Raw genomic sequence first — 23,511 nt, 5'->3', positions numbered from 1 at the left:
GATATTGAGATCCATTGATATGTCTGCATTACGTTTAACAGCGAGCGGCTTGGTCACTCTTGTATTGCTTACTGTGTGTGCATTGATCGCATCTTCAACCTTCAGCCTGCCTGGTATGGACGCGCGTGGCAGCATAGGTGCTGGAGCTATCCCGCAATTCGTGGTTGTGGCCACCGTTCTTCTATCGCTACTTGTGTTTATAGGTGATGTGTTCACATGGTTAAGAGCAAATATTACTGAAGACGAGAGCGAAATAGCAACGCCAAAGGAAGTGATGTTAGTCGGCATTCCGGTTTTCCTGATTCTGGCTGGCTACGTAGTGGCTTGGCGCTATGTAAACTTTCTTGTCACTTCCATTCTCTTTTTTGCTCTCTTGAGTGTCATGTTGGGCTGGCGAGGCATAACGCGTCGTGGCCTCGTCGTGCTTTTTGCTACTTCCATTCTGTTCAGTACCGGTATCTGGGCGCTTTTTGTCTTCGTTCTAAAAGTGCCGCTTCGGTAACTACAGGAGATATTTTCCATGGACACTCTCTATAGCCTTGGTGGCGCGTTTTTATTCATGCTAACGCAGCCCCAGGCACTGCTACTTATTTTCATCGGCGTTATCGTGGGTTTTATCTTCGGGGCCACACCCGGTCTTACCGCGACTATGGGAGTGGCTTTATTCATTCCTTTGACGTTTGCACTACCAGGCGATGTCGCCATTAGTATGATGATTGGGCTGTATGTCGGCTCCATGTCGGGAGGGTCGATTCCTGCCATCCTGCTTAATATTCCCGGCACGCCCTCTGCCATCATTACATCGATTGACGGCTACCCAATGGCGCGTAAGGGACAAGCAGTGCGTGCCTATGGGTGGGCGCTAGTTGCCTCTGTAACTGGTGGGTTAATTGCTTGGCTGTCTCTTGTCACCATTGCTCCTCCGCTGGCAACGCTAGCGCTTAAGCTGGGAGCCGCAGAATATGCAGCAGTTGCACTTCTGGGAATGATCATTATCGCTTCAGTTATACCAGGGGCCGTGTTGAAAGGGATTCTGAGTGTAGTAATAGGCGTTGGCCTCTCCGTCGTGGGACTTGATCCTATTACCGGACAGGCACGCTGGACATTTGACACGATGGAGTTGATGCGAGGCATTAATATTATGCCTGCACTCATCGGCCTGCTGGTAATCCCTGAATTAATGAGCTCTATGTTTCAAAAGGATATGCATGCCCAAACGCCTAAGAGCCTAAAGGGTATGCTGCCTTCCTTTAGCGAGTGGAGTAAACAAGCTGTTAATAGTATTCGCTCCGGATTTATTGGTGTTGCACTAGGAATCATGCCAGCGCTGGGGGGTAGTGTCGGTTCACTCATCGCTTATGACCAAGCAAAGCGATTCGATTCAGACAGCGCGAATTATGGTAAGGGTGCGCCTGGAGGTGTCGTTGCATCGGAAGCCGCTAATAATGGAGTGACGGGGGGCGCCCTGATACCACTGCTCACACTGGGCATACCTGGCGATACGGTTACGGCGATGCTGCTTGGGGGGCTACTGATTCATGGTGTGCAACCAGGCCCACAACTGTTCGAGACAAGCGGTGATCTGGTTTGGAACATCCTCGCTTCAATGCTGATTGCAACCATTGCCATCATCGTCGTTGGTTTAATAGGTTTTCGATTTTTCGTGCGGGTACTTGATGTACCACGTCACTTGCTAACGCCTGCACTCTTTGTTCTCGCTGTAGTTGGTACCTATTCTCTGGGCAATCAGTGGTTCGATGTTGTTGTCATGCTAGGGCTAGGTATCTTCGGCTTTCTGGCAACGCTTGCACGTCTATCAGTTTACCCCATCGTCATTGGCGTCATTCTCGGCCCACTACTGGAGTCGGAAATGCGGCGAGCTTTGGTCATTAGTGGGGGCGATTGGACAACCTTTATCACCAGGCCAGTATCAGCCTTAATTCTCTTACTCGCCCTGGCCGCGCTGATACTCCCCACCTTAATAGCGAAGTTTAAAAAACGTAAAGCGTGTATCGACACGCCCTTATAAAGCCACATGGAGTCGTACAAATGCAGATTAAGAAAGTAACCTGTCATGTCATCAGTTCCGCGGTAGATAAACCTTTCACTTCCTCGCGTGGCTGGCTTTATAAACGTAGAGGAACCTGTTTGGTCGAGGTGGAAACCAATGATGGGATTGTTGGCTGGGGTGAGTGCTACGGTCCACCTGCGGTTGCTAAAGCGTTTATTGACACTCAGCTCAGTGCGCATGTTATAGGTCGTGATCCGTTCGATGTCGAGGTGATCTGGGAGTTTCTCTACAACCGCATCAAAGATTATGGTCAAACAGGAATGGCCATTGCCGCCATCAGCGGTATCGACATAGCGCTTTGGGATATTGTTGGTAAAGCCTGCGGGAAGCCCATACATAAGTTGCTCGGTGGCGCCTTCCGTACCGAGGTCGATGCCTATGCGACTGGTCTCTATTTTACAGATACCGGGAGGCTTGTTGACGAAGCTGTTGAAGAGGCGCAGGGCTACGTTAAGGATGGTTTTAAAGCCATTAAGATGAAGATTGGTCTGGGATCGATTGAGCGAGATTATGAGCGCGTTGCCGCTGTACGTGAGGCCGTTGGCGCGAACATTCGCCTCATGGTTGATGCTAACCACTGCTTTTCAGTGCCGATAGCCATACGACTCGGCCGAAAACTGGAAGAATTAAATATTGAATGGTTTGAAGAGCCAATCTCGCCAGAAGATACAGATGGTTACGTAGAAGTTACACGGGCGTTGGATATGGCAGTTGCTGGCGGTGAAAACGGATTCACTCGCTGGGGATTTCGGGACATCATCACCCGCAAAGCCATGGACATTGTACAACCTGATGTTTGTGCCGCAGGAGGGCTTACCGAATCCAAGAAGATTGCCACTTTAGCGTCGGCGCATGGCGTCGAATGTGTACCTCATGCGTGGGGGTCAGCAGTGGGTCTTTCAGCGACACTGCATTTCTTGGCGGCACTACCGGACCAGCCACCCAGCCTCTTTCCCTTTGAGCCTATGCTTGAGTTCGAACAGTGTGAGAATCCTTTCCGTGATCACCTTGCTTTTGAGCCTATCACTCAAGTGAACGGTAGAGTGAAAATACCTACCGGTGCGGGGCTCGGCATTGAGATTAATCGCTCTATCATTGAAAAATATCGTGATGCCTAAGCCTGGAGATACAGATGCGTTTTATCACGTTTCGACATGGCGGCACTAGCCGAGCCGGTATTGCAGAGGGAGATGCTCATCATCAATACGTCATTGATCTTGGCCATGCTTCACTTCGCGAACGACTACAAGGGGTTGAGCCACACGTTGCTGCCTTTATTGATTACGGGCTGGAGAACGTTATGGAGCAGTTCGCCCGAAGCCCGTTGCCTGAAGAAGCGCGTATAGAGCTCAGTAAGGTGGAGCTATGTGCTCCGTTACCAAGCCCGCCACGCATAATTGGTGTTGCACACAACTATCATGATGCTTTGGCAGAAAGAGGGATGACGCCGCCTGCACACCCTGTATTGTTCGAAAAAGATCCTAAAACAGTCGTGGGGCCAGGGCAGGCTATTGTGTTGCCTCCGGATATAGGAGGCGTCACTTATGAAGCTGAATTAGCAGCGGTCATAGGACGCTCAGCCAGTAATGTGAGCATCATCGATGCGCTTCATTATGTTGCTGGTTACACCGTTTTCAATGATATCAGCGCAAGTGAGATGATCCGCAAAGATGGCTATTTGGAGCGTGGTAAGAATCACCCAACATTTGGGCCATTGGGTCCCTATCTCGTTAGTGCCGATGAAATAGAGAATCCTCAAGCATTAAAAATTCAGATGATGATTGAAGGTGAGTATCTTCAGGACTCCTCGACTTCGCAGATGCTGTTTAGTGTCGCTGAGCTAATTTCCACTCTCTCCCAGGGATCTACGCTTGAGCCAGGTACCGTAATTGCCACTGGCACCCCGGCGGGGGTGGCACCTGTGCGTTCACCGCCTACCTGGCTGCAACCAAACACCATGATAAGCGCCCAGGTTGAAAGGCTTGGCACTCTGACGAACCCTGTTAAAGAGGGAAAAAAAGCCCATGTCTAACCAGCCAAATATCCTGCTGACGAATCCGATACATGAGGATGCAGAAGCACTTCTTGCGCCGCACGCATCCCTCATAGTCGCCCCTGACACTCAGCCGGATACATTACGCGCGCTTGTCGAAAAGGTTGACGGAATCGTAGTAAGAGCCCAGCTACCAACGGATATCTTAGAGTATGCACTGCACCTTAAAGGCATCGTCAGGCATGGTGTAGGCCTAGATTTTATACCTGTGGAAGCAGCAACGGCACGAGGAATTCCAGTTGCGAATCTTCCGGGTATAAATGCTCAAGCAGTGACAGAGTATTGTTTCTCCGCGTTGTTACACTTACGTCGGCCCATTGCAACGATGGGTAATATGCTTGAGCACCAAAGCTGGGAGGCTGCTCGGGCAATGGCTCCTTCAACGACTGAAATAGGCGGATCGACGATTGGTATTGTTGGGGTTGGAACTATTGGGCGACGGATAGCGGAGAGTGCCCGGCTAGGCTTTGGTATGAACGTCCTTGGTGCATCGAGGAGGCAAGGACATATGCCTGATGGCATAGAGGAGGTCAGTATTGACGAGTTGTTCGCACGCAGCGATGCGATTGTACTTACCTGTGCGCTCACGGATGAAACACGTGGAATGGTCAATGCGCGTCGATTGGCGCTAATGAAGCCCGATGCTGTGCTGATAAATGTTTCTCGAGGACCTGTGATCGACACTGAGGCTTTGGTTTCGGTACTGCAAAAAAAGGCAATTGGTGGTGCAGCGATCGATGTCTTCGATACTCAGCCGTTACCTCGTGAGAGTGTTCTGCTGGGCTGCCCGCGGGTTCTGCTTACCTCTCATATTGCAGGTATCACTTCCACCTCTCTGCGTAACATGAGTATCGGAGCAGCTGAAGAAATGCTTCGCATCCTGCGTGGTGAAAGCCCTGTGAATCACGTCAATCCAAGTTGCTGGACTAAATAACGCTAAATACTAAATAAGCGAGGTTTACTATGCGTATCACTCGTATCCAAGCTGTACCTGTCTCTTATCGAGTGCCGGAGGGCCAGAACGTGACTCTCGGTATCGGCCGTGCCGTAAAACGCGATGCTGTTTTAGTCAAAATAGAGACCGATGAGGGTATCGTTGGTTGGGGAGAGGCACATCATGGTCGATGCCCAGGCGCGATAGCGAAACTCATAGATACCACAATAAGTGAACTTGTAACTGGAATGGATGCGTTAGATGCTGTAGCCGTATGGCAGCGCATTTATCGCATGCAACTGGCTAGTCACGGCATGGGGGTTGCTGCGGTGCTCGCCCTGAGTGGTATCGATATTGCGTTATGGGATATCCGCGGGAAGGTAAGCGGGCTGCCCATTTATCAACTCTTAGGTGGAGGACGAAAAGCTATGCCCGCCTATGCAGGGGGGATCTCACTCGGTTGGCAGGATACTGCTTCACTGGTTGAGGAGGCTCAGTCCTATGTTGCACAGGGCTATCAAGCGCTGAAGCTACGCGTTGGTGATACGCCGAAGCGGGATATTGTTAGAGCGCGAGCGGTACGAGACGCTGTTGGCAATGATATTAACATCTTGGTCGATGCTAATACGGGCTATACACTCGATGATGTGCGACGGGTTATGCCTGCTTATGAGGAGCTTGCGATCGGCTGGTTGGAAGAACCTTTTCCACCACACGATTATCGTTCATACATTAACGCCGCGACACTGGGAACCGTGCCTCTCGCTGCGGGTGAAAATCATCACACTCGGTTCGAATTTACTCGTCTAGTTGAAGACAACGCAATTCGTTTCGCACAGCCTGATCTATCGAAGGCAGGAGGCATAACGGAAACCCAGCGGATCGCAGCGCTAACGTCTGCTTGGAAAATCCCTTTTCACCCACACACTTCGGCAACGGGTATCAATATGGTGGCGACCCTACATCTACTCGCTGCAGTAGATAATCCAGGCTACTTCGAGGCGGATGTTGCACGGCATAACCCATTTCGAGATGAGGTTAGCGGCACACCATATGAAATTGACGTTAATGGCTGCGTAGAACCGCCCTCTGGACCGGGGCTTGGTATCGACGTTGATGAAGAATTTATTAAGGCACACCCACTTATCGAAGGCCCTTGCTACGTGTAGCTTCTTCTCAGCGAAACCCCTCCGGATGCCGAGACGGTGCTTTTCTACCTCAAAATCCGCCCTGACGTGTGCTGGGCGTGAAGATTTGAGTATAGCCATTTATATTAAATATAGTGTTAAAGGCATTATGGGAGGGTGGTTAAATCAGTGAACAGAAAAACCGAACCTAGTGCGTAAAAAATTATGCTAAGAACCTGATTTCGGTCTGCGCTAGATTTACTCCTTTCAATTCGAATTAAGCACCTTTCAGCATCCGATCCAATTGCCGGTAACCAATTGCTTCAATAAGGTGCGGCTGGGTGGGCTTGGTCGCACCCTGTAAATCGGCCAGCGTAAGCGCTACGCGCAATACGCGATGGTAGGCGCGGGCAGAGAGCTTGAGCTTTTCGAGCACACCCGCGAGCCAGGCACGTTCCTCATCGTTGAGGGCGCAGGCGGCTTCCAGTGCTTTTCCGCTTAACTGGCTGTTCAGCGCGCCGCGGGCCATTTGGCGTTCTCGGGCGGCCATTACCCGCTCACGCACAGCTGCTGAGGATTCGCCTTGGGTTTGCGCGGTGAGCTGCTCTGGCGGCAGGGCGGGCACTTCCACTTGAAGGTCAATGCGATCCAGCAGTGGCCCTGAAAGCCTAGCCTGATAACGCTGGATTTGGCTGGCGGTACACTGGCAGCGTTGGCGTGGATCACCCAGGTGGCCGCAGGGGCAGGGGTTCATGGCAGCCACCAACTGAAACCGAGCCGGATAACGGCGTTCATGGCTGGCGCGGGCTAAATGGATCTCTCCAGTTTCTAGTGGTTGCCGAAGTACCTCTAGCACATGGCGGGAAAACTCCGGTAACTCGTCTAAAAACAGCACGCCGTGATGGGCGAGTGAAATTTCGCCAGGTTTGGGTTTCGAGCCGCCGCCGACCAGGGCGGCGGCGCTAGCACTGTGATGGGGTTGGCGGAATGGCCGTTTGCCCCAGTCGGCTTCCAGCGCTAGCCCGCAAACCGAACGTACGGCAGCGACTTCCAGGGCATCTTCTTCGGAAAGCGGTGGCAGAATACCTGGCAAACGGCTGGCCAGCATGGTTTTGCCGGTGCCAGGTGGGCCTGCGAAAAGCAGATTGTGGCCACCGGCCGCAGCGACTTCCAGCGCACGGCGTGCCTGCTGCTGGCCGCGCACATCGGCAAGATCATCTATCGGGGCAGTGGTTTTCACCGAGGCGCTAAGCTTATGCGGGGGAATCTTCTCTTGACCGAGCAAGTGCGCCACGACTTGCCAAAGCGTGTCGGCAGGCAGCACCGGCAGATCACCTGCCAGGGCAGCTTCATCGGCACATTCCCGGGGAATAATCAGCGCTTTTTTCGCTCGCCGCGTGGCCAACGCAAAAGGCAGTATGCCGGACACCGCGCGCAGCTTGCCATCCAGCGCCAGCTCGCCTGCGCACTCCATGCCTTCCAATGCTTCTACGGGAATTTGTCCAGAGGCGGCAAGAATGCCTAACGCAATAGGTAGATCAAACCGGCCACCCTCTTTGGGCAGATCAGCAGGAGCGAGGTTTAAGGTAATACGGCGCGTATTGGGGAAATCAAAGCCCGCGTTCACTAAGGCGCTGCGAACGCGCTCGCGGCTCTCTTTAACGGCGGTTTCGGGTAAGCCTACGAGAGTCAGACCGGGTAAGCCATTCGCCAGATGCACTTCAACATGCACCGCGGGTGCGTCCAAACCTACGCCTGCGCGCGTGGCGACAATGGCTAATGTCATTGCATTTCCTCGCTGATGTTTGCTAAGAGCCCTAACCTCAATGTAAGCGAACTCTACTTTATCTTAATTACTTTAACCTATCGTAATTAAGAACGCTTTGGTAGTGCTCAAGTGAACGATCTAAAAAAAGCTGGGCAGCTTGACGAGGTAATGCATTTGCATTAAATTTTATGCATTACCTTTGCATTGCTATCAAGCGGGGAGCGACAGTGAGTACGCTTATCGAAGACGATTCAACTCTGACGGATCGCTATCAAACGACTGTTCCGGCATCGATTCGCCGGGCGCTAAAGCTGAAACGCCGAGACCGCATCCATTATACCGTGCGTCCAGATGGTGAAGTGGTGCTTTCCCGTGCAAGTGACGAGGCCAAGCACGACCCAGTGATGGTCAACTTTCTTAATTTTCTGGAGCGCGATCTTCTGGCTCACCCAGAAAATATCCATCCGATGACTGCCAGTAGTTTTGCCGAGGCTGAAAGCCTTACCGCAGGTATGGAGATAGACCTCGAAGAGGCGCTGGAAGAGGATGATGACTACGAATGAAATCCTTGGAGGTTAACGGATGGACAATCTATGCCCACCCGTTGTTCTTGGAACAAGTTGAAGCGCTCACCGTTAAGGTGAAGCGTCTTCAATCGAAAGATCCTGATGGTTATCGCAATAAAGCGGCCACCAAGCGCTTGGCAGCGATCATAAAGCTGGCGTTAAATGATATCCCGCAGGATCCATCAGGTACTCAATACCGCCAAGGGAACACGCTGGGCACAGAGCATACACACTGGCAAAGAGCAAAGTTCTACCAGCAGTACAGACTGTTCTTTCGTTACGATGCTGCGAGCAAAATTATTATTTACGCATGGGTCAATGATGACGCTACAAAGCGCGCTTACGACAGTAAGCATGATGCGTACACTGTGTTTCAGAAAATGCTCAGCAATGGTAATCCGCCGCACAGCTGGAAAGCCTTACAGAAAGCCTCAATGAGTGAAGTTAATCGCGTCAAGACGCTCTTCACGGTTGATGGTGGCGAAACCTAATGGCGGCATGATTTGAGCGCTACTGTTTAGTAGGCTCCCCACCCCACTCCCCTATTGGCTAACCACTGGCACGTCTTCCAACACCGCGGTCAGTTCCAGGGCAAAGCGTTGGGCGGAGGGGAGCGCGCCGAAGCTCCATACCGGTGGTAGGCGCAGCAATCGATTGTTTTTAACACTGGGAAGGTGCTGCCACAGGCCACTTTCGGCCAGCTTCTCTTCGACACTAGCGGGCAGCGGGTCGATAATCACGATCATCGCCTCTGGGTAGCGTGCTAGCGCTTCAACCCCTACCAGCGCAAACCCCCAGGCGTTGGTGGTCTGATCCCAGGCATTAGGGATGTCGAGCTGCTCAAGAACCGCGTTGTAAAGGCTGTCATCACCAAAGACACGCACATGGCGGGCATCCATAAACTGCACCATCAGCAGCGGCGCGGTGTCAGGCTGGGAGCGGCGCAAGCGGCTCATCAGGGCAGTGGTTTCTTCAATCAGCGCTTCTGCCTGCGTTTGGCGCTCGGTTAACTCGCCCAATTGGCGGGTTAGGGTTTGCATCTCTTCCCAAGTGTCGGTGCCGGGTGAGTAGAGCGCGAACGAGGTGACTGGCGCGATTTGCTCAAGACGCGGCGTTAAGCCTGCAAACATGGGTGAAATCAGCGTTTGCGTTGGCGGTATTTGCGCCAGCAGCTCTAAATTGGGCTGGGTGCGCAGCCCCATATCGCTGACACTCTCGGGGATGCGGGGTTCGCCCACCCAGTCGTGGTAAGCGTCCTGTTGGGCAACGCTGCTAATAGGGGCGTCAATGGCCAGCAGGGTTTCGGCGATAGTCCAGTCGACCGTTGCCCACTGCGCCTTTGCCGTTGAAAAAGTCATTAGGCAAACGGCGAACAGCCCACAGCGTACAAATAAAGAGAGCAGGGTGGTTTGGCGCATGATGAAGAGAGGCCATCCAGAAAAATAAGAGCTGTATTTAAACGATAATATTTATTGTTTGCAAACATGAGTGCAGGTAAAAAAGCCCAGGCGCGGCGGCCTGGGCAAATATGTTCATGATTACTTCTCGATACTTAGGCAAGAGCTTAGTACGAAAGCTTAGAAACGGTAGTGGACGCTGGCGGTGATGCCCCGCTCGGCGCCAAAGTAGCAGTACTCCAGAGAGTTGCAGGAAGCCACGTACTCTTTATCCAGCAGGTTGCTCACATTCAGACGTGTCTCGACCCCTTCAACACCGAGTTGGCTAAGGTCATAGCCAACGGTGGCATCGACCAGGGTGTAGTCGGGCACGGTTTCGGTATTGGCGCGGTCGGCAGCAATATCCGCGTAGTGACGTACGCCAACGCCCATATCCACGCCGTTCAACCAACCATCATTGGCCTCAAAGTGACTCCACAGTTGAACCTGATGTCGAGGTGAGTAAATCGCGTTATTGCCCTGGTTGCCGTCATCGCTTTTGGCGTAGGTGATATCGGTGAAGCTGTAGCCCGCCTGAAGCGAGAGGGTGTCGGTCAGCTTGGTTTGCGCTTCCAGTTCCAGCCCCTGGGATTCGATTTCACCTACGGCGCGGTAAGGGTCGGTGGGCTGCTCTTTGGTGGCCACGTTCTCCTGGCGGATGTGGAACAACGCGGCGCTATATTGGCTGGCGCTGCCATTTGGTTGGAATTTGACGCCGGTTTCCCACTGTTCGCCTTCCATGGGCTGAAGCAGGTCGCCGTTCTCATCCACGAAACTGGTGGGGGTGAACGCGGTGGAGTAACTCAGGTAGGGAGCGATACCGTTATCGAACAGGTAGACCACCCCGGCGCGGCCACTGAACTGGGTGTCGCTGAGGGAACTGGTATCACCGCTATCGCGATTGGCATTATCGATACTGACCCAGTCGTAGCGGCCGCCGAGGGTGAAGCGCCAATCGTCAATGGCAATCTGGTCTTGCAGATAAACCCCGGTCTGGTCGATCTCATGGCGTTCGCGCACCGGGGCGTAAAACTCGATGGGATCGCTGCCATACACAGGGTCAAACGCATTAATCGGCGGAAAATACCCGGATGGCCAAGAAACGTCGTTTTCCCGCTGCTGGTAATCCACCCCGAACAGCAGCGTGTGATCCATAAAGCCGCTACTGATGTTGGCTTCTAACTGATTATCGAGCGTCCACGCTTCTAGCGATTCATCGCTGCCGGAGTAATAGCGGATGAGCTCATCAGACGTCGGTGACGTCCAGCCAAAGCTGTAGACCTGATTGAGCACTACGTCGGAATTGAGGTAGCGCATCAATTGACGGCCGGTCACCTGGTCGTTGAAGCGGTGCTCCAGGGCGTAGCCAACCATGCGTTGGGTGCGCTCGTAGGCGTCGTAACCCTCTTCACCATCAAAGAAGTTGTTGCTGATCTGGCGGCCATTATGGGCGATTACAGCCCCTTCATAGGGTACGCCGGAGTGGTAGCCGCCTTCCGGCTCATCCTGCAGATACGCCTCTACGGTGAGGCTAGTGTCGTCGGTGATATCCCAGGTGAGCCGCGGCGCAATGGCGTAGCGTTCTTCCTCTACTGGGCCAAACTGGGTGTCGGCGGTGCTGGCTATGCCGGTCAGGCGAAAGGCCACCCGCTGCTCTTCGCCAATAGGCCCGGTGAGATCAAAAGCGGCGCTGCGCTGGTTGTTGTTACCCACCCGGAAACGCAACTCACCGCCCTGTTCAAATTCTGGTCGCTTGCTGTTCAGGGCCACCACGCCACCTGGGGAGGCGCGGCCATAGAGCACCGAGGCAGGCCCGCGCACCACTTCAATGCTTTCTAGAAACCATGGGTCAATGCGCATACTGCTATGGGAGTTGGCATCGCCCATTACTTTCAGGCCATCCAGGAAGGTATTGCTCAAGCTGCCGTCAGAAAACCCGCGCAGTACCAGGTAATCGAAACGGTTGGAGGCTCCCACCTGATTGCTGTAGACACCGGGCGTGTAGTCGGTGGCCCGCTGAACGGTAGCCACACCGCGGTTATCCATCTGCTCGCGGGTAATCGTGGAAACGCTTTGGGGTGTTTCAATAAACGGCGTTTCCACTTTGGTCGCCGCCTGTTGAGCGGTGACCGTGACAGTTTTCAGCTCGGTGCTCTCCTGTGCGTATAGCGGTGATATCGACAGTGCTGCAATAACAGCGGCGCTAAGCGGAGAGCGTAGAAAACGATGATGGGAAGTAAGCATGGGTGGCACCTGCAAGATGAAGCAATTAATCAAATCGTTAATGAGAATTATTACTCTTTATTGCAGTGGAAAGGTATGCGCAATGACAAAGGTGCTATGCCTGATGCCAAAAAATACCTGGGAGAGGAGCTTACTGTTAAAAACAGGGCAGTCTTAATGGCGATTAAGCACTTTATGAGGAGTGATGCCAAACGCGCGCTTAAAGGCGGTGGCAAAATTAGTGGCGTGGCGATAACCGCTCGCATGGGCGGCCTGCTGCACGCTATAGCCGCGCTGTAAATCGCGATACGCCTGGGTTAATCGGCATTGGCGCAGGTGTTCAAACAGTGAGTAACCGTAATAGAAACGAAACTTCTGTCGCAGACTGCTGGGGCTCATGGCAGCATCACTGGCCAAGCCATTTAAGCAGTAATCGTTCATGGGGTAATCGGCAATCTGCTGGTGAAGCTTCGCTAGGCAGCCGCGGTCTCGCGGAGTTAAGCGTGTTTCATGGCAGCGAGTGGCAGGGTGTGCTGCTAGCGGCGTTAAATGATCAGCGGGCAAGCCATGGCCGAGTAGCTGTAGTGCTAGCCCTTGCCATACAAGTGGCTCTCGGCAGGCGCTGGAAGGTTGATCGATGTTGGCGCGCAGGGCCGTTAGCAGCGATTCAGATAGCCGCCAGCGATGTAATAAGGGTGCCGTGGGTGATAGAGGAAGCCCATGGGGTTTTGTTGCGAGTACCGCGAGATTCACCGTGCGCAGACGTGGTTGGGCGGGCTGATATACCGCAAGCGAGTACTGAGGATTGAAATGCGCGCACAGCCCATCGCCCGCTATTAGTGCAAAGCACTGAGCCCCCACCGTGGCGGTAATATGTCCCTCCAGCACTACGCTAATGAACCAGGGTACTGACTGGCGGGAAGTCGACCAGTAGGTACGCTCAACCTGTAGATCCGAGAGCGTTAGATGGAGCGACGGGGAAAGGCTGACATCATGCACTTGGCCTTGGGCGACCGGCGCTACTTTTGCACAACTCCCCTCAATTCGATAATCGATGCCGAAGCGCAATCCCAATTGTTCCAGCGACTGCGACGTCAGGGTCTGCTGTGTTTGGTTTATAGGCGGGTGAGTCGCGAGTGATTTCATAGGTCATGCGCTATTGTTTTCAATGATATGCATCAAATTGGCGCATCAGTACGCAAGACGACTCGTCAAAATGAAAAAATCTGCGCTGGCAGAGGCCATCCCGCAGCGGCGTCGGCACCGGTTTGATCTATCTTGGTGCTTGCACGCGACTTATTTTTACCAGGTCGCCTTTCTCAACGGCTCCACTAGCGAAGAACGAATGGCGCTTGAAGATAACGGCTACACCAGGAAGGTATCATTGACAGCTAAAATGTAAATGATATTGATTCGTATTTATGAGGATAGGGAGGGCTGAGAGGGCATGATAGAGCAAGGCGACCATCATGACGGCAGACGTCGGCAATAGGTGATGTCACGCTATTGCCGATAACCGCTAACTAAGTGACTAGGCAGTAAATGGGTTTACCGTTTGGTCGGTTTTTCGTCTTCATTGCTGTCACTGTCTGGCTCTGGCGTCGGCACCGGCGGTACTTCTGCTTCTACTGGCGTGGCGGTTGACGCTGTGGAGGCTTCAACGGCTGCTTCAAGGTTAGCCACTTGGCGCTCTAACGCCTCTACCCGCGAACGCGTACGCTGCAGTACGTCCATCAAAATATCGAAATCTTCTCTGGAAACAAGCTCAAGGCGGTCGAAGGCGCCACGCACGACTTGCTGTACGCCTTTTTGGATATCTTCCGGTGCCTGAGAGGCGTTTTGTAAACGGTCGCCAATCTGCTGGGCCAGTCGGCTGATGCGGTCTTGAGGCGCCATAGCTGCTCTCTCCTTAATAACTCACTAAATGAACATATATAAAAACGGCTTACCGTAAGGATACGCAACAGTTGGCGAATTCGCATGCGTCGAATGGATTAACTGCTCAGCGGGTGGTTTGCATCGAAATGGAGCAGGCAACATTTGCTTACGCCTTTTTTTGGTGCAATAGCCGTGGTGTGACTATGGATTTGACGAGATTAAGCGCTTTGAAAGACTTTCCTTGTTGTCTAATTAGCTGACTTATAAGAAAAAAAAGTCAGCTGGCACGGTATGCGCATTAACGGTTCAGGTGCTTATTCTGGCGGCTGTGCCGCTACCAATCTAGCAGGACTTATCCAGCAGGGGAGATCCGGGATGAAACTCATCACCGCTATCATCAAGCCATTCAAGCTCGACGATGTTCGTGAGGCACTCGCCGACAATGGGGTTCAGGGCATCACCGTTACTGAAGTGAAAGGGTTTGGCCGTCAGAAAGGGCATACCGAGCTGTACCGTGGCGCCGAATACGTCGTCGACTTTCTGCCCAAGGTAAAAGTGGAAGTGGCCGTCGACGATGCACGATTAGAAAGCGTGCTGGACGCCATCTGTAGCGCAGCCAACAGCGGAAAAATCGGTGACGGCAAGGTGTTTGTTACGCCACTGGAAGACGTGATTCGTATCCGCACCGGTGAGCGCGGCGCTGACGCCGTATAACGGACGCCACGCGAACAGGGCTGCAGAGCCGTCTTTTGCGTATAACTTCTCATAGAATAACGGGGAACACCTTATGAATGAGTTAGCTGATTTGAGCTACGCGCTCGATACGTTCTACTTTCTAATTTGCGGCGTGCTGGTGATGTGGATGGCCGCAGGCTTCTCCATGTTGGAAGCGGGCTTGGTACGCTCCAAAAATACCGCTGAAATTCTGACCAAAAATATCGCGCTGTTTGCGATTGCCTGCACCATGTACCTGCTGGTGGGCTACTACATCATGTACTCCAGCAGCGCTGGCGGCTTCCTACCTAACCTGGGTTTCCTGATTGGCGCTGAAAACAGCGTTGATGCGGTGACCGCAGGCGGCGATGACGCCCCCTACTACTCCATGCGTTCTGACTTCTTCTTCCAGGTAGTCTTTGTCGCCACCGCCATGTCGATTGTGTCGGGTGCCGTGGCCGAGCGTATGAAACTATGGGCATTCCTGGCCTTTGCAGTGGTAATGACCGCGTTTATCTATCCGGTGTCTGGCTACTGGACGTGGGGTGGCGGCTGGTTGTCTGAAGTTGGCTACTCTGACTATGCAGGCTCAGGCATTGTGCACCTTGCCGGTGCAGCTGCAGCACTCGCTGGTGTCATCGTGCTCGGGCCGCGTAAAGGCAAATATGGCAAAGATGGTTCTATCCACGCGATTCCCGGTGCCAACATGCCGCTGGCAACGCTGGGTACCTTCATTCTTTGGATGGGCTGGTTCGGCTTTAACGGTGGTTCCGAGCTCAAGCTGGCGGCCGTCGATTCTGCGAATAACGTGGCGCAAGTGTTTGTAAATACCAACGCTGCAGCAGCAGGTGGTGTGATTGCGGCACTGATTCTGGCCAAACTGTGGTTCCGTAAAGCGGACCTGACCATGGCACTGAACGGTGCGCTGGCGGGTCTGGTGGCAATCACCGCTGATCCGCTCTCTCCGACCGCACTAGGCGCCACGATTATTGGTGCAGTGGGCGGCATCATCGTTGTCGCTGCCATCGTCACCCTCGATAAAGTGAAACTGGATGATCCGGTCGGCGCGATCTCAGTGCACGGTGTTGTCGGGATCTGGGGCGTGCTGGCGGTGCCATTGAACAACGACGGCGCGTCATTTGGTGCTCAAATCATCGGTATTGCCGGTATCTTCGGTTGGGTCTTCCTGGCAAGCCTGGTGGTATGGCTAATCCTGAAAGCCATCATGGGTATCCGGGTCAGCGAAGAAGAAGAGTATGAAGGCGTTGATATCGCTGAATGTGGTCTCGAAGCCTACCCCGAATTTGGTATTAAGAAATAATTTAATGCCAACTCTTTGAGCTGGTGTGCTCCTTATAGCCTCCCCTAAAGTGGGAGGCTTTTTTATTCTCTGCCGATAGCGGTGTATGCTGGTGGTTAGTGGTTATTGGTTGCCTTATCAGCAGCCTTGCAACCCAACCCCATCACGGCCACCCAGTTAGAGGATATGGTAATGAAATTGATCACAGCTATTATCAAGCCGTTCAAGCTTGACGATGTGCGCGAGTCGCTCTCCGACATCGGTGTACAGGGTATTACGGTGACGGAAGTGAAAGGTTTTGGGCGCCAGAAAGGGCATACCGAGCTGTATCGTGGCGCTGAGTATGTGGTGGACTTTCTACCCAAGGTGAAGCTGGAAGTCGCCGTGGACGACGACATGGCCGAACAGGTGATTGATGCGATCACCCAGGTCGCGAATACAGGGAAAATCGGCGACGGCAAAATCTTTGTGATGCCGCTAGAGCAGGTGATCCGAATCCGTACCGGCGAAACCGGTAAAGACGCCGTTTAAAGGCGCCAGCATACAAAACCCCCGCTAGCCGGTTTATATCCTCAAACCGAGTAGCGGGGGTTTTTAGTAGCTAGTGGTTAGCTTATTTTTCAACGAAAGCGCGTTCAATCACGTAGTCGCCCGGCTCGCCCATGCGCGGCGAGATATTGAGCCCCAGCTCATCAAGCAGTGCGCTGGTATCGTCCAGCATGGCGGGGCTACCGCAGATCATGGCACGATCCTGACGCGGATCGATGGGCGGCAATCCGGTATCTTCGAACAGCTTACCGGTACGGATATGATCGGTCAGGCGGCCCATGGTGTGGAACTCTTCACGGGTAACGGTCGGGTAGTAGACCAGCTTTTCAGTGATATCTTCACCCAGATACTCATGCGCAGGCAGCTCTTTGGTGATGAAGTCGGCGTAAGCCAGTTCAGAGACTTCACGAACACCATGTACTAGCACGATTTTTTCGTAGCGCTCGTAAACGTCGGGGTCTTGGATCAAGCTCATAAAGGGCGCCAGACCAGTACCAGTCGAAAGCATGTAAAGGTTACGACCAGGCAGTAGATCATCGGTCACCAGCGTGCCGGTTGGCTTGCGGCTGACCATGATCTGATCGCCCACTTTCAAGTGCTGTAGGCGTGAGGTTAGCGGGCCATCGGGCACTTTGATGCTGAAGAACTCAAGGTGGTCTTCATAGTTGGGGCTGGCAATTGAATAAGCGCGCATTAGCGGCTTGCCATTCACTTCCAGACCAATCATTACAAACTGACCGGTTTTGAAACGCAGGCTGCGCTCGCGTGTGGTGCGAAAGCTGAACAGGGTATCGTTCCAGTGATGAACACTAAGCACTTCTTCCAAAGCAAACTTACTCATGCCGCTTCTCCCTTAGCCGATGCGGACGCGCTACTGCATCGGGCATATTCTTAAAAAGAATAAAAATGATTAAATAAGTTGCCAGCAAGTCTAAGCAAAGGGTGGTATATCTGTTAAGCGAATTATATTGATATCGGTTATCTGAAAAATAGATATAGATCAAATAAAGGTCAGGCTCTATGCACTACACCTTGCGGCAGTTGGAAGTCTTTGTAGCGGTCGCTCAGCATGAGAGCGTCTCCCATGCGGCGCGGGCGCTCTCCATGTCTCAGTCAGCGACCAGTACCGCGCTTGCCGAGCTGGAGCGGCAGTTCGATTGCCAGCTGCTCGATCGCATCGGCAAGCGCTTAAAGCTCAACGCACTGGGCTTTCAACTGTTGCCCAAAGCGGTGGCGCTGCTCGATCGGGGGGAAGAGATAGAAGAACTCCTGCGCGGCCAGCAGGGGGTTGGGTCGCTGGAGGTAGGCGCCACGCTAACCATTGGCAACTATCTAGCCACGCTGCTTATCAGCGATTTTATGCAGCGCCACCCTGGCAGCCGTGTACGCTTAGCGGTGCGCAATACCCGCCATATTATCGAAGGAGTGCGTCAACATTCGCTGGATTTAGGGCTGATCGAGGGGCAGTGCGACGATGAGATGATTATCAGCCAGCCGTGGGTAGAAGACGAGCTATGCGTGTTCTGCTCGCCGCGCCACCCACTGGCAGGCCGCGCGCATCTTGAGCTTGAGCAGCTACTGCGTGAGGACTGGATCATGCGTGAAGAGGGCTCGGGCACACGGATGACGCTGGAGCACGCTGCACGCCACCGGCGCAGCCGGTTTAATACCCTGCTGGAGCTTGAACACACCGAAGGTATTAAACGGGCGGTAGAGTCGGGGCTAGGGATTGGCTGTGTTTCACGCCTCGCTCTACGCGATGCCTTCCGGCGCGGCAGCTTGGTACCGCTGCCCACGCCGGAGTTGGATTTGAAGCGTCAATTCACCTTTATCTGGCACCGCCACAAGTACCTCACCACCGGTGTGCGTGAGTTCTTGCGGCTATGCCGTGAAATGACCGCTGGGGCTAAACGCAGTGACGATATTGCGCTGCCGCCGATTCCTTAACATCTCCACTGGCTTTGCTCTTGAGATTAGGTGGTATAGGCTCTGGCGTTGCTTAATGCTAACGGAGCAGACGCTGATTCTGAAAGTTTGAAGCCGCCCACTGCATCTGCCAAGCGTAGTGACTGATCTTTTAGCTGCTCAGCTGCAGTGGTGGATTCTTCCACCATGGCGGCATTCTGTTGCGTCATGCGGTCGAGTTCGGACACGGCAATATTGACCTGACTGATACCATCACTTTGCTCACGCGTAGCGGCGGTAATTTCGTTCAATACATCGGTTACACGAGTGATGCTAACGACAATCTCTTGCATGGTAGAGCCCGCGCTCTTAACCAACTGAGTACCGTTGGTAACAGTTTGGTGAGAAGTATCTATGAGCGTTTTGATCTCACTGGAGGCATCGCTGCTGCGCTGAGCCAATTTACGTACTTCATCGGCTACCACGGCAAACCCACGGCCATGCTCACCAGCGCGTGCAGCCTCTACAGAGGCATTCAATGCCAGCAGGTTGGTCTGGAAGGCGATGCCATCCATCAGCGTAACAATCTCGCTGATTCGCGTCGATGAAGCCGAAATATCGTCCATGGTGGCAACAACCTGGCCCACTACGTCACCACCGCGGTTCGCTACTTCAGATGCGTCTAACGACAGTTGATTAGCATGTTGTGCCGAGGAAGCGGTATGTTCGATAGTGCTGGTGATTTCTTCAATGGAAGCAGAGCTCTGCTGAAGGCTTGAGGCCGCATTGTCGGTGCGCCGCGATAAATCCTGGCCACCAAGGGCAATTTCACTGGCCGCGGTTTGAACCGATTGGCTGCTGTCACGAATGGTGAGCATGACACCATCCATTTTCGCGACAAACTGGTTAAAAGCGCTGGCAATTTGTGCCACCTCGTCGCGACCATCTTCTGATAAGCGCTGAGTTAAATCGCCGCTGCCGCTGGCTATGCTCATCAATGCATTGCGCACGCTAAGCAAACGACGCAGTAGGAAAGTTAACAGCAGGCCAAATGTAATTATCGTGATGCCAGCAACAATGATTAGCGTCACAATGGATGTTGTCGCGATTGCCCGAAGGCCCGTTGTGGCTTCGGCTTCATCTAACGCCACCACTAATTGCCAACCGCTACTGCCACCTACCGGACTGCCTAAAAGTAATTTGTCGCTATCTTGTAGTGTGAGGGCAATGGGTGTGGAGGCACGGGACAGTTGGTCGAGCATCGCAGGGGTAAGCTGTGCGCTAATTGCTGATACAGGCTCTAGTGTTAAGTTAGCATCAGGGTGAGCGACGAGCGTGCCGTCATTCGTAGTAAGAAAACCAAAGCTAGCGTCTGTCGGTGCAATGCCGCTAACAATCTCTATGACATCAGTGATGGCAATATCGGCCCCAACCACAGCTGCTAGCTCTTCGTTTTGATAATAAGGGCGCGCAAACGTAACGATAAGGCCACCGCTTTGGGCATCTACATAGGGGGTAGTAATAATGGTTTCTCCTGCACTTACCGCGTCTTGGTACCAGGGACGCTGGCGAGGATCGTAATCACTAGGGGGCTCCCAGCCATCGGAAAAAATAGCGGCTGACGTAGAGGGGTGGGCAATGTAGGTACTCATGAAATTGCCTGAGGACTCTAATTGGCGCAGCGCGGCAAGCGGGTCATCGCTATTAACCGCATCTTCCATACTGGACAGCATCGTATAGCGTGCGCTAAACCACTCGTTGATAGCTTGCGTATTACCTTTAACCACGGCACTTAGATTACGGGTTATTTGTTGATTATTATGGTGTTTTACTGTGGTATAGCTGGCAATGCCGTTAATCATCAGGGCAAGAGTAATCACTACTAGCGCAGCTAGTAGAATGCGTGCTCGGAGGGTGGAAAACATGATCGCTCTCGACGTCGAAGTGCATGTCAGTACCCAGGGAGGCACTGTTGATAGAACTTCTTAGTATCGGCGAGAGCGACCACTACTTTAGGCTAGTGAGGAGATAGTAAAGTTAATACATCTAACGTAAGTCGCTCACGGCGGTTTGAATTTCTGCTAGCGAGGCTTTGCTTAGGTCTTTCGAAAGGGAGTGAATGACCAGTTTCTGGGTCGGGCCATCAAGCTTGTCACGCAACAGGCCTAAAAATTTAGGTGGGGCGACCATGATTAGCTTTTCCAGGCTGTTCTTAACCCGCGCACTGTAGAGGTGTTGAGCGACCTCTTTAGCAAACAGTTCATTCTCGTGCTGTGAAGCAACGTTTTCTTCTCCAGAAGAGCGTGACGTGGAGGATGTCGACTCATGCACATCGGCGCCGCGGCGATCAGTGATTAAATCGCCTTCATGAAGTCTTCCTGCTGCATGTACCAGGCTTTCCCTTTCGGCAAGATTAAGCGAATCACGGGTAAAAATACGCGCGCGAGCGGCGTCGGCTACCACGATATAAGTTGTCATCGCTGTGCATACTCCTTGTCGTTGATGATCCTTTAAACATGGCAAGCGTTTGGCGCTAGGTCAAACGCTTAGGCCACCTACAGGACTTTGCCGCGCAGCAAACTGGTGATGGCTTCGCCAATCAGCACCAGCACAATAATGGCAATCAAAATGGTCGCCACGGTTGGCCAGGCAAAGGTGTCAATCGCACCTTGCAGGATCACCCCAATACCGCCCGCACCCACTAAGCCAAGCACTGTCGATTCGCGGATATTGATATCCCAGCGCAGGATCACAATGGCAAAAAAGGCTGGCATGACCTGAGGCACAATCGCATAGGCGACCACTTTGGCTTTGGAAGCCCCGGTGGCCTCCATGGCTTCTACCGGACGCCGATCAATCTCTTCGATGGCCTCGCCCATCAATTTGCCGATAAAGCCAATGGAGCGAAACACGATGGCGAGGATCCCGGCTAGCACACCAGGGCCAAAAATGGCCACGAACAGCAGCGCCCAGATAATGGTGTTTACCGAACGGCTGGAGACGAGAATAAAACGCCCCAGCCACAGGCAGGTACGGTTTGGCGTAGTGTTTTGGGCCGCAATATAGGCCACCGGTAAGGCCAAGAAAATGGTTAAGAAGGTCGCCAGGGTGGCGATATGCACGGTCTCAATGAGCGCTGCGATAATGCCATTAAATCCCGCTGCACTGGGCGGCCACATGCGCCCCCCAAGCGCAGAGATTTGGTTAGGCGCATCCCATACCCAGGGCCAAAAAATATCAATGTCGCGCACCGTCCAGACCACTACTATCAAGGTGGCTAGGAGCACGGCGTAGCGAATAAGGCGTTGCTTGCGGTCGTAACGTTGCCAAACACGGTCGGCAAGCTGCTGTGCGTGATCTACCATATTTTTTTCCTTACCCAGCCGCTGACACCTTCGCTGAGCAAAATGACCGCGATAATAACGAGCAGAATCGCAAAGGCGAAATCGTAATCGTAGCGCCCAAAGGCGTTCATGAGCGTGCCGCCAATGCCGCCTGCCCCCACGATTCCAACCACTGCTGAGGCGCGAAGGTTGCTGTCCAATTGGTACATGGAAAGGCCGACCTGGCGGGGCAGGATCTGTGGGAAAACTGCATAAAACAGAATCGCCAAATAGCCCGCTCCCGCGGCTTTCATCGCTTCAACCTGCCCCCAGTTAATTTCCTCGATCTCTTCGGCGAGCAGCTTGCCGACAAAACCAATCGAATAGAGCGTGAGGGTAAGGATGCCCGCCAGCGGACCAAAGCCGACAGCAGCGACGAACAGAATCGCCACGATCACCGGGTGGAAGCTGCGTGAGACAATAATCACTGCCCGGCCAATGATGTAAATCGGCATTGGAGCGATATTGCGCGCCGCCATCACGGCAAAAGGAATAGAGAGCAAAACCCCCATCAATGTGGCCAAAATGGCGATTTGAAAGCTCTCTTTAAAACCTGTCAGCAGTAGCTCGTAGCGCTCTAAATTGGGCGGGAAGCCGCCACTAAAAATACGCGCGGCGCGAGGCAACCCTTCAGAGATGCGCGCCCAGTTAAACGGTAGCGAGCCGAACGCCCACACCAAATAGACTATGGCGACGATGATCAAACCGTAGCGCAGCAGCGGATTGGCGATAAACGGTGGCTTTTTCCAAGTACGTGGTGAGGCAGTGGTAGCGTCAGGCGGAGTCATGGGCGCGCTCCTCCGCTGGATTCTCGGTGATCGCATCGTCCGGTGCTTCAATACCGCCGTAAATGGCGTCTAGCGCGTCTTTGTTGAAGTCGGCAGGCAACCCATCAAAGATCATCTTGCCGTGACGTAGACCCACAATGCGCTCGGTATAGGTTTTGGCCTGTGCCACGTTGTGGATATTAATGAGCACCGGCAGCGACAGCTCGCTGGCCAGGCTCTGCAGCAGTATCATGATCTGCTCGGAGGTGCGTGGGTCGAGAGAGGCCGTTGGTTCGTCTGCCAGCAGGACTTCAGGTTCCTGCATTAGCGCACGAACCACGCCTACCCGCTGGCGCTCACCGCCGGATAGCTCATCAGCGCGCTTGTTGGCGTAGTGAGCGATTCCCACCCGCTCCATCAGCACAAACGCACGTTCAATATCTGCCTGGGGATAGCGGCGCGATATCGCTTGATAGAGATTGACGTAACCCAACCGCCCGGCCAGCACGTTCTCCATCACGGTCAAACGATCCAGCAGATTAAAGCCCTGGAACACCATGCCGATTTTGCGGCGAGCACGGCGCAGCTCGGCGCCTTTCAGGTTCACCAGCTCATTGCCGTTGAGTTTGATTGAGCCCGAGGTCGGTTCGACCAAGCGATTAATACATCGCAGCATGGTGCTTTTACCCGCACCCGAGGCGCCTACGATAGAAACAACACTGTTTCCCTCTACCTTGAGGTCAAGCCCTTTCAGCACGGCTTCATCGTGACCATAACGTTTGACCAGATTGGTAATTTCCAGCATGTGTCCGCTTCCATCGTCGAGACAATAACCGC

23 protein-coding genes are annotated in these 23,511 nt (G+C 53.3%); 12 read left to right on the top strand and 11 right to left on the bottom strand.

The features are described 5' to 3' along the window. Positions 1–19 precede the first annotated feature (19 nt). The 6 genes from ACWI0H_RS20335 to ACWI0H_RS20310 are packed head-to-tail and all read left to right on the top strand — an operon-like array spanning position 20 to position 6,227. Positions 20–502 (top strand): tripartite tricarboxylate transporter TctB family protein, encoded by a 483-nt coding sequence (locus tag ACWI0H_RS20335; protein ID WP_444630437.1) that lies wholly within the window; start codon positions 20–22, stop codon positions 500–502. 18 nt (positions 503–520) lie between these two features. After that, positions 521–2,029, top strand: coding sequence for a tripartite tricarboxylate transporter permease (locus ACWI0H_RS20330; protein WP_485874376.1), 1,509 nt, complete (start codon positions 521–523; stop codon positions 2,027–2,029). 20 nt (positions 2,030–2,049) lie between these two features. Then, positions 2,050–3,189: a mandelate racemase/muconate lactonizing enzyme family protein gene (locus tag ACWI0H_RS20325; protein WP_444630435.1), complete on the top strand. Its 1,140-nt coding sequence runs from the start codon at positions 2,050–2,052 to the stop codon at positions 3,187–3,189. 14 nt (positions 3,190–3,203) lie between these two features. Continuing rightward, complete coding sequence (locus ACWI0H_RS20320; protein WP_485874375.1) at positions 3,204–4,103, top strand: fumarylacetoacetate hydrolase family protein; 900 nt, start codon at positions 3,204–3,206, stop codon at positions 4,101–4,103. Further along, positions 4,096–5,058, top strand: coding sequence for an NAD(P)-dependent oxidoreductase (locus ACWI0H_RS20315; protein WP_485874374.1), 963 nt, complete (start codon positions 4,096–4,098; stop codon positions 5,056–5,058). Before ACWI0H_RS20320 ends, ACWI0H_RS20315 begins: the two co-directional genes overlap by 8 nt. A gap of 29 nt (positions 5,059–5,087) precedes the next feature. Next, entirely contained in the window at positions 5,088–6,227 is a 1,140-nt protein-coding gene (locus ACWI0H_RS20310; protein ID WP_485874373.1) for a mandelate racemase/muconate lactonizing enzyme family protein, read from the top strand. 235 nt (positions 6,228–6,462) lie between these two features. Here ACWI0H_RS20310 and ACWI0H_RS20305 read toward each other — a convergent pair whose 3' ends face one another. Continuing rightward, entirely contained in the window at positions 6,463–7,971 is a 1,509-nt protein-coding gene (locus ACWI0H_RS20305) for a YifB family Mg chelatase-like AAA ATPase (protein WP_485874372.1), read from the bottom strand. Positions 7,972–8,180: 209 nt separating this feature from the next. Between ACWI0H_RS20305 and ACWI0H_RS20300 the strand changes: the two genes are divergently transcribed. Together ACWI0H_RS20300 and ACWI0H_RS20295 are read left to right on the top strand one after the other, a co-directional pair. Then, complete coding sequence (locus ACWI0H_RS20300) at positions 8,181–8,516, top strand: type II toxin-antitoxin system PrlF family antitoxin (protein WP_485874371.1); 336 nt, start codon at positions 8,181–8,183, stop codon at positions 8,514–8,516. Then, entirely contained in the window at positions 8,513–9,010 is a 498-nt protein-coding gene (locus ACWI0H_RS20295; RefSeq protein ID WP_485874370.1) for a type II toxin-antitoxin system YhaV family toxin, read from the top strand. Before ACWI0H_RS20300 ends, ACWI0H_RS20295 begins: the two co-directional genes overlap by 4 nt. A 51-nt stretch (positions 9,011–9,061) precedes the next feature. Here the strand turns inward: ACWI0H_RS20295 and ACWI0H_RS20290 are convergent, their stop codons facing one another. The 4 genes from ACWI0H_RS20290 to ACWI0H_RS20275 form a co-directional block, all read right to left on the bottom strand. After that, positions 9,062–9,937, bottom strand: a complete 876-nt coding sequence (locus ACWI0H_RS20290; protein ID WP_485874369.1) for an ABC transporter substrate-binding protein — start codon at positions 9,935–9,937, stop codon at positions 9,062–9,064. A 159-nt stretch (positions 9,938–10,096) separates the two neighbouring features. Continuing rightward, positions 10,097–12,199, bottom strand: coding sequence for a TonB-dependent siderophore receptor (locus tag ACWI0H_RS20285; protein ID WP_485874368.1), 2,103 nt, complete (start codon positions 12,197–12,199; stop codon positions 10,097–10,099). A 153-nt stretch (positions 12,200–12,352) separates the two neighbouring features. Continuing rightward, on the bottom strand, positions 12,353–13,324 hold the full coding sequence (locus ACWI0H_RS20280) for an AraC family transcriptional regulator (RefSeq protein ID WP_485874367.1): 972 nt from the start codon (positions 13,322–13,324) through the stop codon (positions 12,353–12,355). Between the two features lie 402 nt (positions 13,325–13,726). After that, the gene (locus ACWI0H_RS20275; RefSeq protein ID WP_485874366.1) at positions 13,727–14,074 is read right to left on the bottom strand and encodes an accessory factor UbiK family protein; all 348 of its coding nucleotides are present in this window, start codon (positions 14,072–14,074) and stop codon (positions 13,727–13,729) included. A gap of 357 nt (positions 14,075–14,431) precedes the next feature. Between ACWI0H_RS20275 and ACWI0H_RS20270 the strand changes: the two genes are divergently transcribed. The 3 genes from ACWI0H_RS20270 to glnK all read left to right on the top strand — a co-directional run bounded on the left by ACWI0H_RS20270 (position 14,432) and on the right by glnK (position 16,601). After that, positions 14,432–14,770 carry a P-II family nitrogen regulator gene (locus ACWI0H_RS20270; protein WP_007112359.1) on the top strand — a complete coding sequence of 113 codons (339 nt, stop codon included), beginning with the start codon at positions 14,432–14,434 and terminating at the stop codon, positions 14,768–14,770. Between the two features lie 73 nt (positions 14,771–14,843). After that, the gene (locus ACWI0H_RS20265; protein ID WP_101146866.1) at positions 14,844–16,091 is read left to right on the top strand and encodes an ammonium transporter; all 1,248 of its coding nucleotides are present in this window, start codon (positions 14,844–14,846) and stop codon (positions 16,089–16,091) included. Between the two features lie 171 nt (positions 16,092–16,262). Further along, positions 16,263–16,601 carry a P-II family nitrogen regulator gene (glnK, locus tag ACWI0H_RS20260; RefSeq protein ID WP_007112362.1) on the top strand — a complete coding sequence of 113 codons (339 nt, stop codon included), beginning with the start codon at positions 16,263–16,265 and terminating at the stop codon, positions 16,599–16,601. An 82-nt stretch (positions 16,602–16,683) separates the two neighbouring features. Here glnK and ACWI0H_RS20255 read toward each other — a convergent pair whose 3' ends face one another. Beyond that, positions 16,684–17,460: a ferredoxin--NADP reductase gene (locus ACWI0H_RS20255; protein WP_008956562.1), complete on the bottom strand. Its 777-nt coding sequence runs from the start codon at positions 17,458–17,460 to the stop codon at positions 16,684–16,686. Between the two features lie 179 nt (positions 17,461–17,639). Between ACWI0H_RS20255 and ACWI0H_RS20250 the strand changes: the two genes are divergently transcribed. After that, positions 17,640–18,566: a LysR family transcriptional regulator gene (locus tag ACWI0H_RS20250; RefSeq protein ID WP_485874365.1), complete on the top strand. Its 927-nt coding sequence runs from the start codon at positions 17,640–17,642 to the stop codon at positions 18,564–18,566. A 26-nt stretch (positions 18,567–18,592) separates the two neighbouring features. On the opposite strand, the gene ACWI0H_RS20245 is transcribed toward ACWI0H_RS20250, so the two are convergent. The 5 genes from ACWI0H_RS20245 to phnC all read right to left on the bottom strand — a co-directional run bounded on the left by ACWI0H_RS20245 (position 18,593) and on the right by phnC (position 23,479). After that, positions 18,593–20,449 (bottom strand): methyl-accepting chemotaxis protein, encoded by a 1,857-nt coding sequence (locus ACWI0H_RS20245; RefSeq protein WP_485874364.1) that lies wholly within the window; start codon positions 20,447–20,449, stop codon positions 18,593–18,595. 121 nt (positions 20,450–20,570) lie between these two features. Next, positions 20,571–21,002, bottom strand: coding sequence for a host attachment protein (locus ACWI0H_RS20240; protein WP_485874363.1), 432 nt, complete (start codon positions 21,000–21,002; stop codon positions 20,571–20,573). 77 nt (positions 21,003–21,079) lie between these two features. Further along, the gene (phnE, locus tag ACWI0H_RS20235; protein WP_336269346.1) at positions 21,080–21,889 is read right to left on the bottom strand and encodes a phosphonate ABC transporter, permease protein PhnE; all 810 of its coding nucleotides are present in this window, start codon (positions 21,887–21,889) and stop codon (positions 21,080–21,082) included. Continuing rightward, complete coding sequence (gene phnE / locus ACWI0H_RS20230) at positions 21,883–22,695, bottom strand: phosphonate ABC transporter, permease protein PhnE (RefSeq protein WP_485874362.1); 813 nt, start codon at positions 22,693–22,695, stop codon at positions 21,883–21,885. Before phnE (ACWI0H_RS20230) ends, phnE (ACWI0H_RS20235) begins: the two co-directional genes overlap by 7 nt. Then, the gene (gene phnC, locus ACWI0H_RS20225) at positions 22,682–23,479 is read right to left on the bottom strand and encodes a phosphonate ABC transporter ATP-binding protein (RefSeq protein WP_101146862.1); all 798 of its coding nucleotides are present in this window, start codon (positions 23,477–23,479) and stop codon (positions 22,682–22,684) included. The genes phnE (ACWI0H_RS20230) and phnC overlap by 14 nt, the downstream gene beginning before the upstream one ends. Between the last annotated feature and the right edge of the window lie 32 nt (positions 23,480–23,511).

It is taken from the genome of Halomonas sp. NYA30, assembly GCF_976980765.1.
The sequence above is the reverse complement of the archived record's forward strand: the minus strand, read 5'-3'. Positions and strand labels throughout refer to the sequence as shown.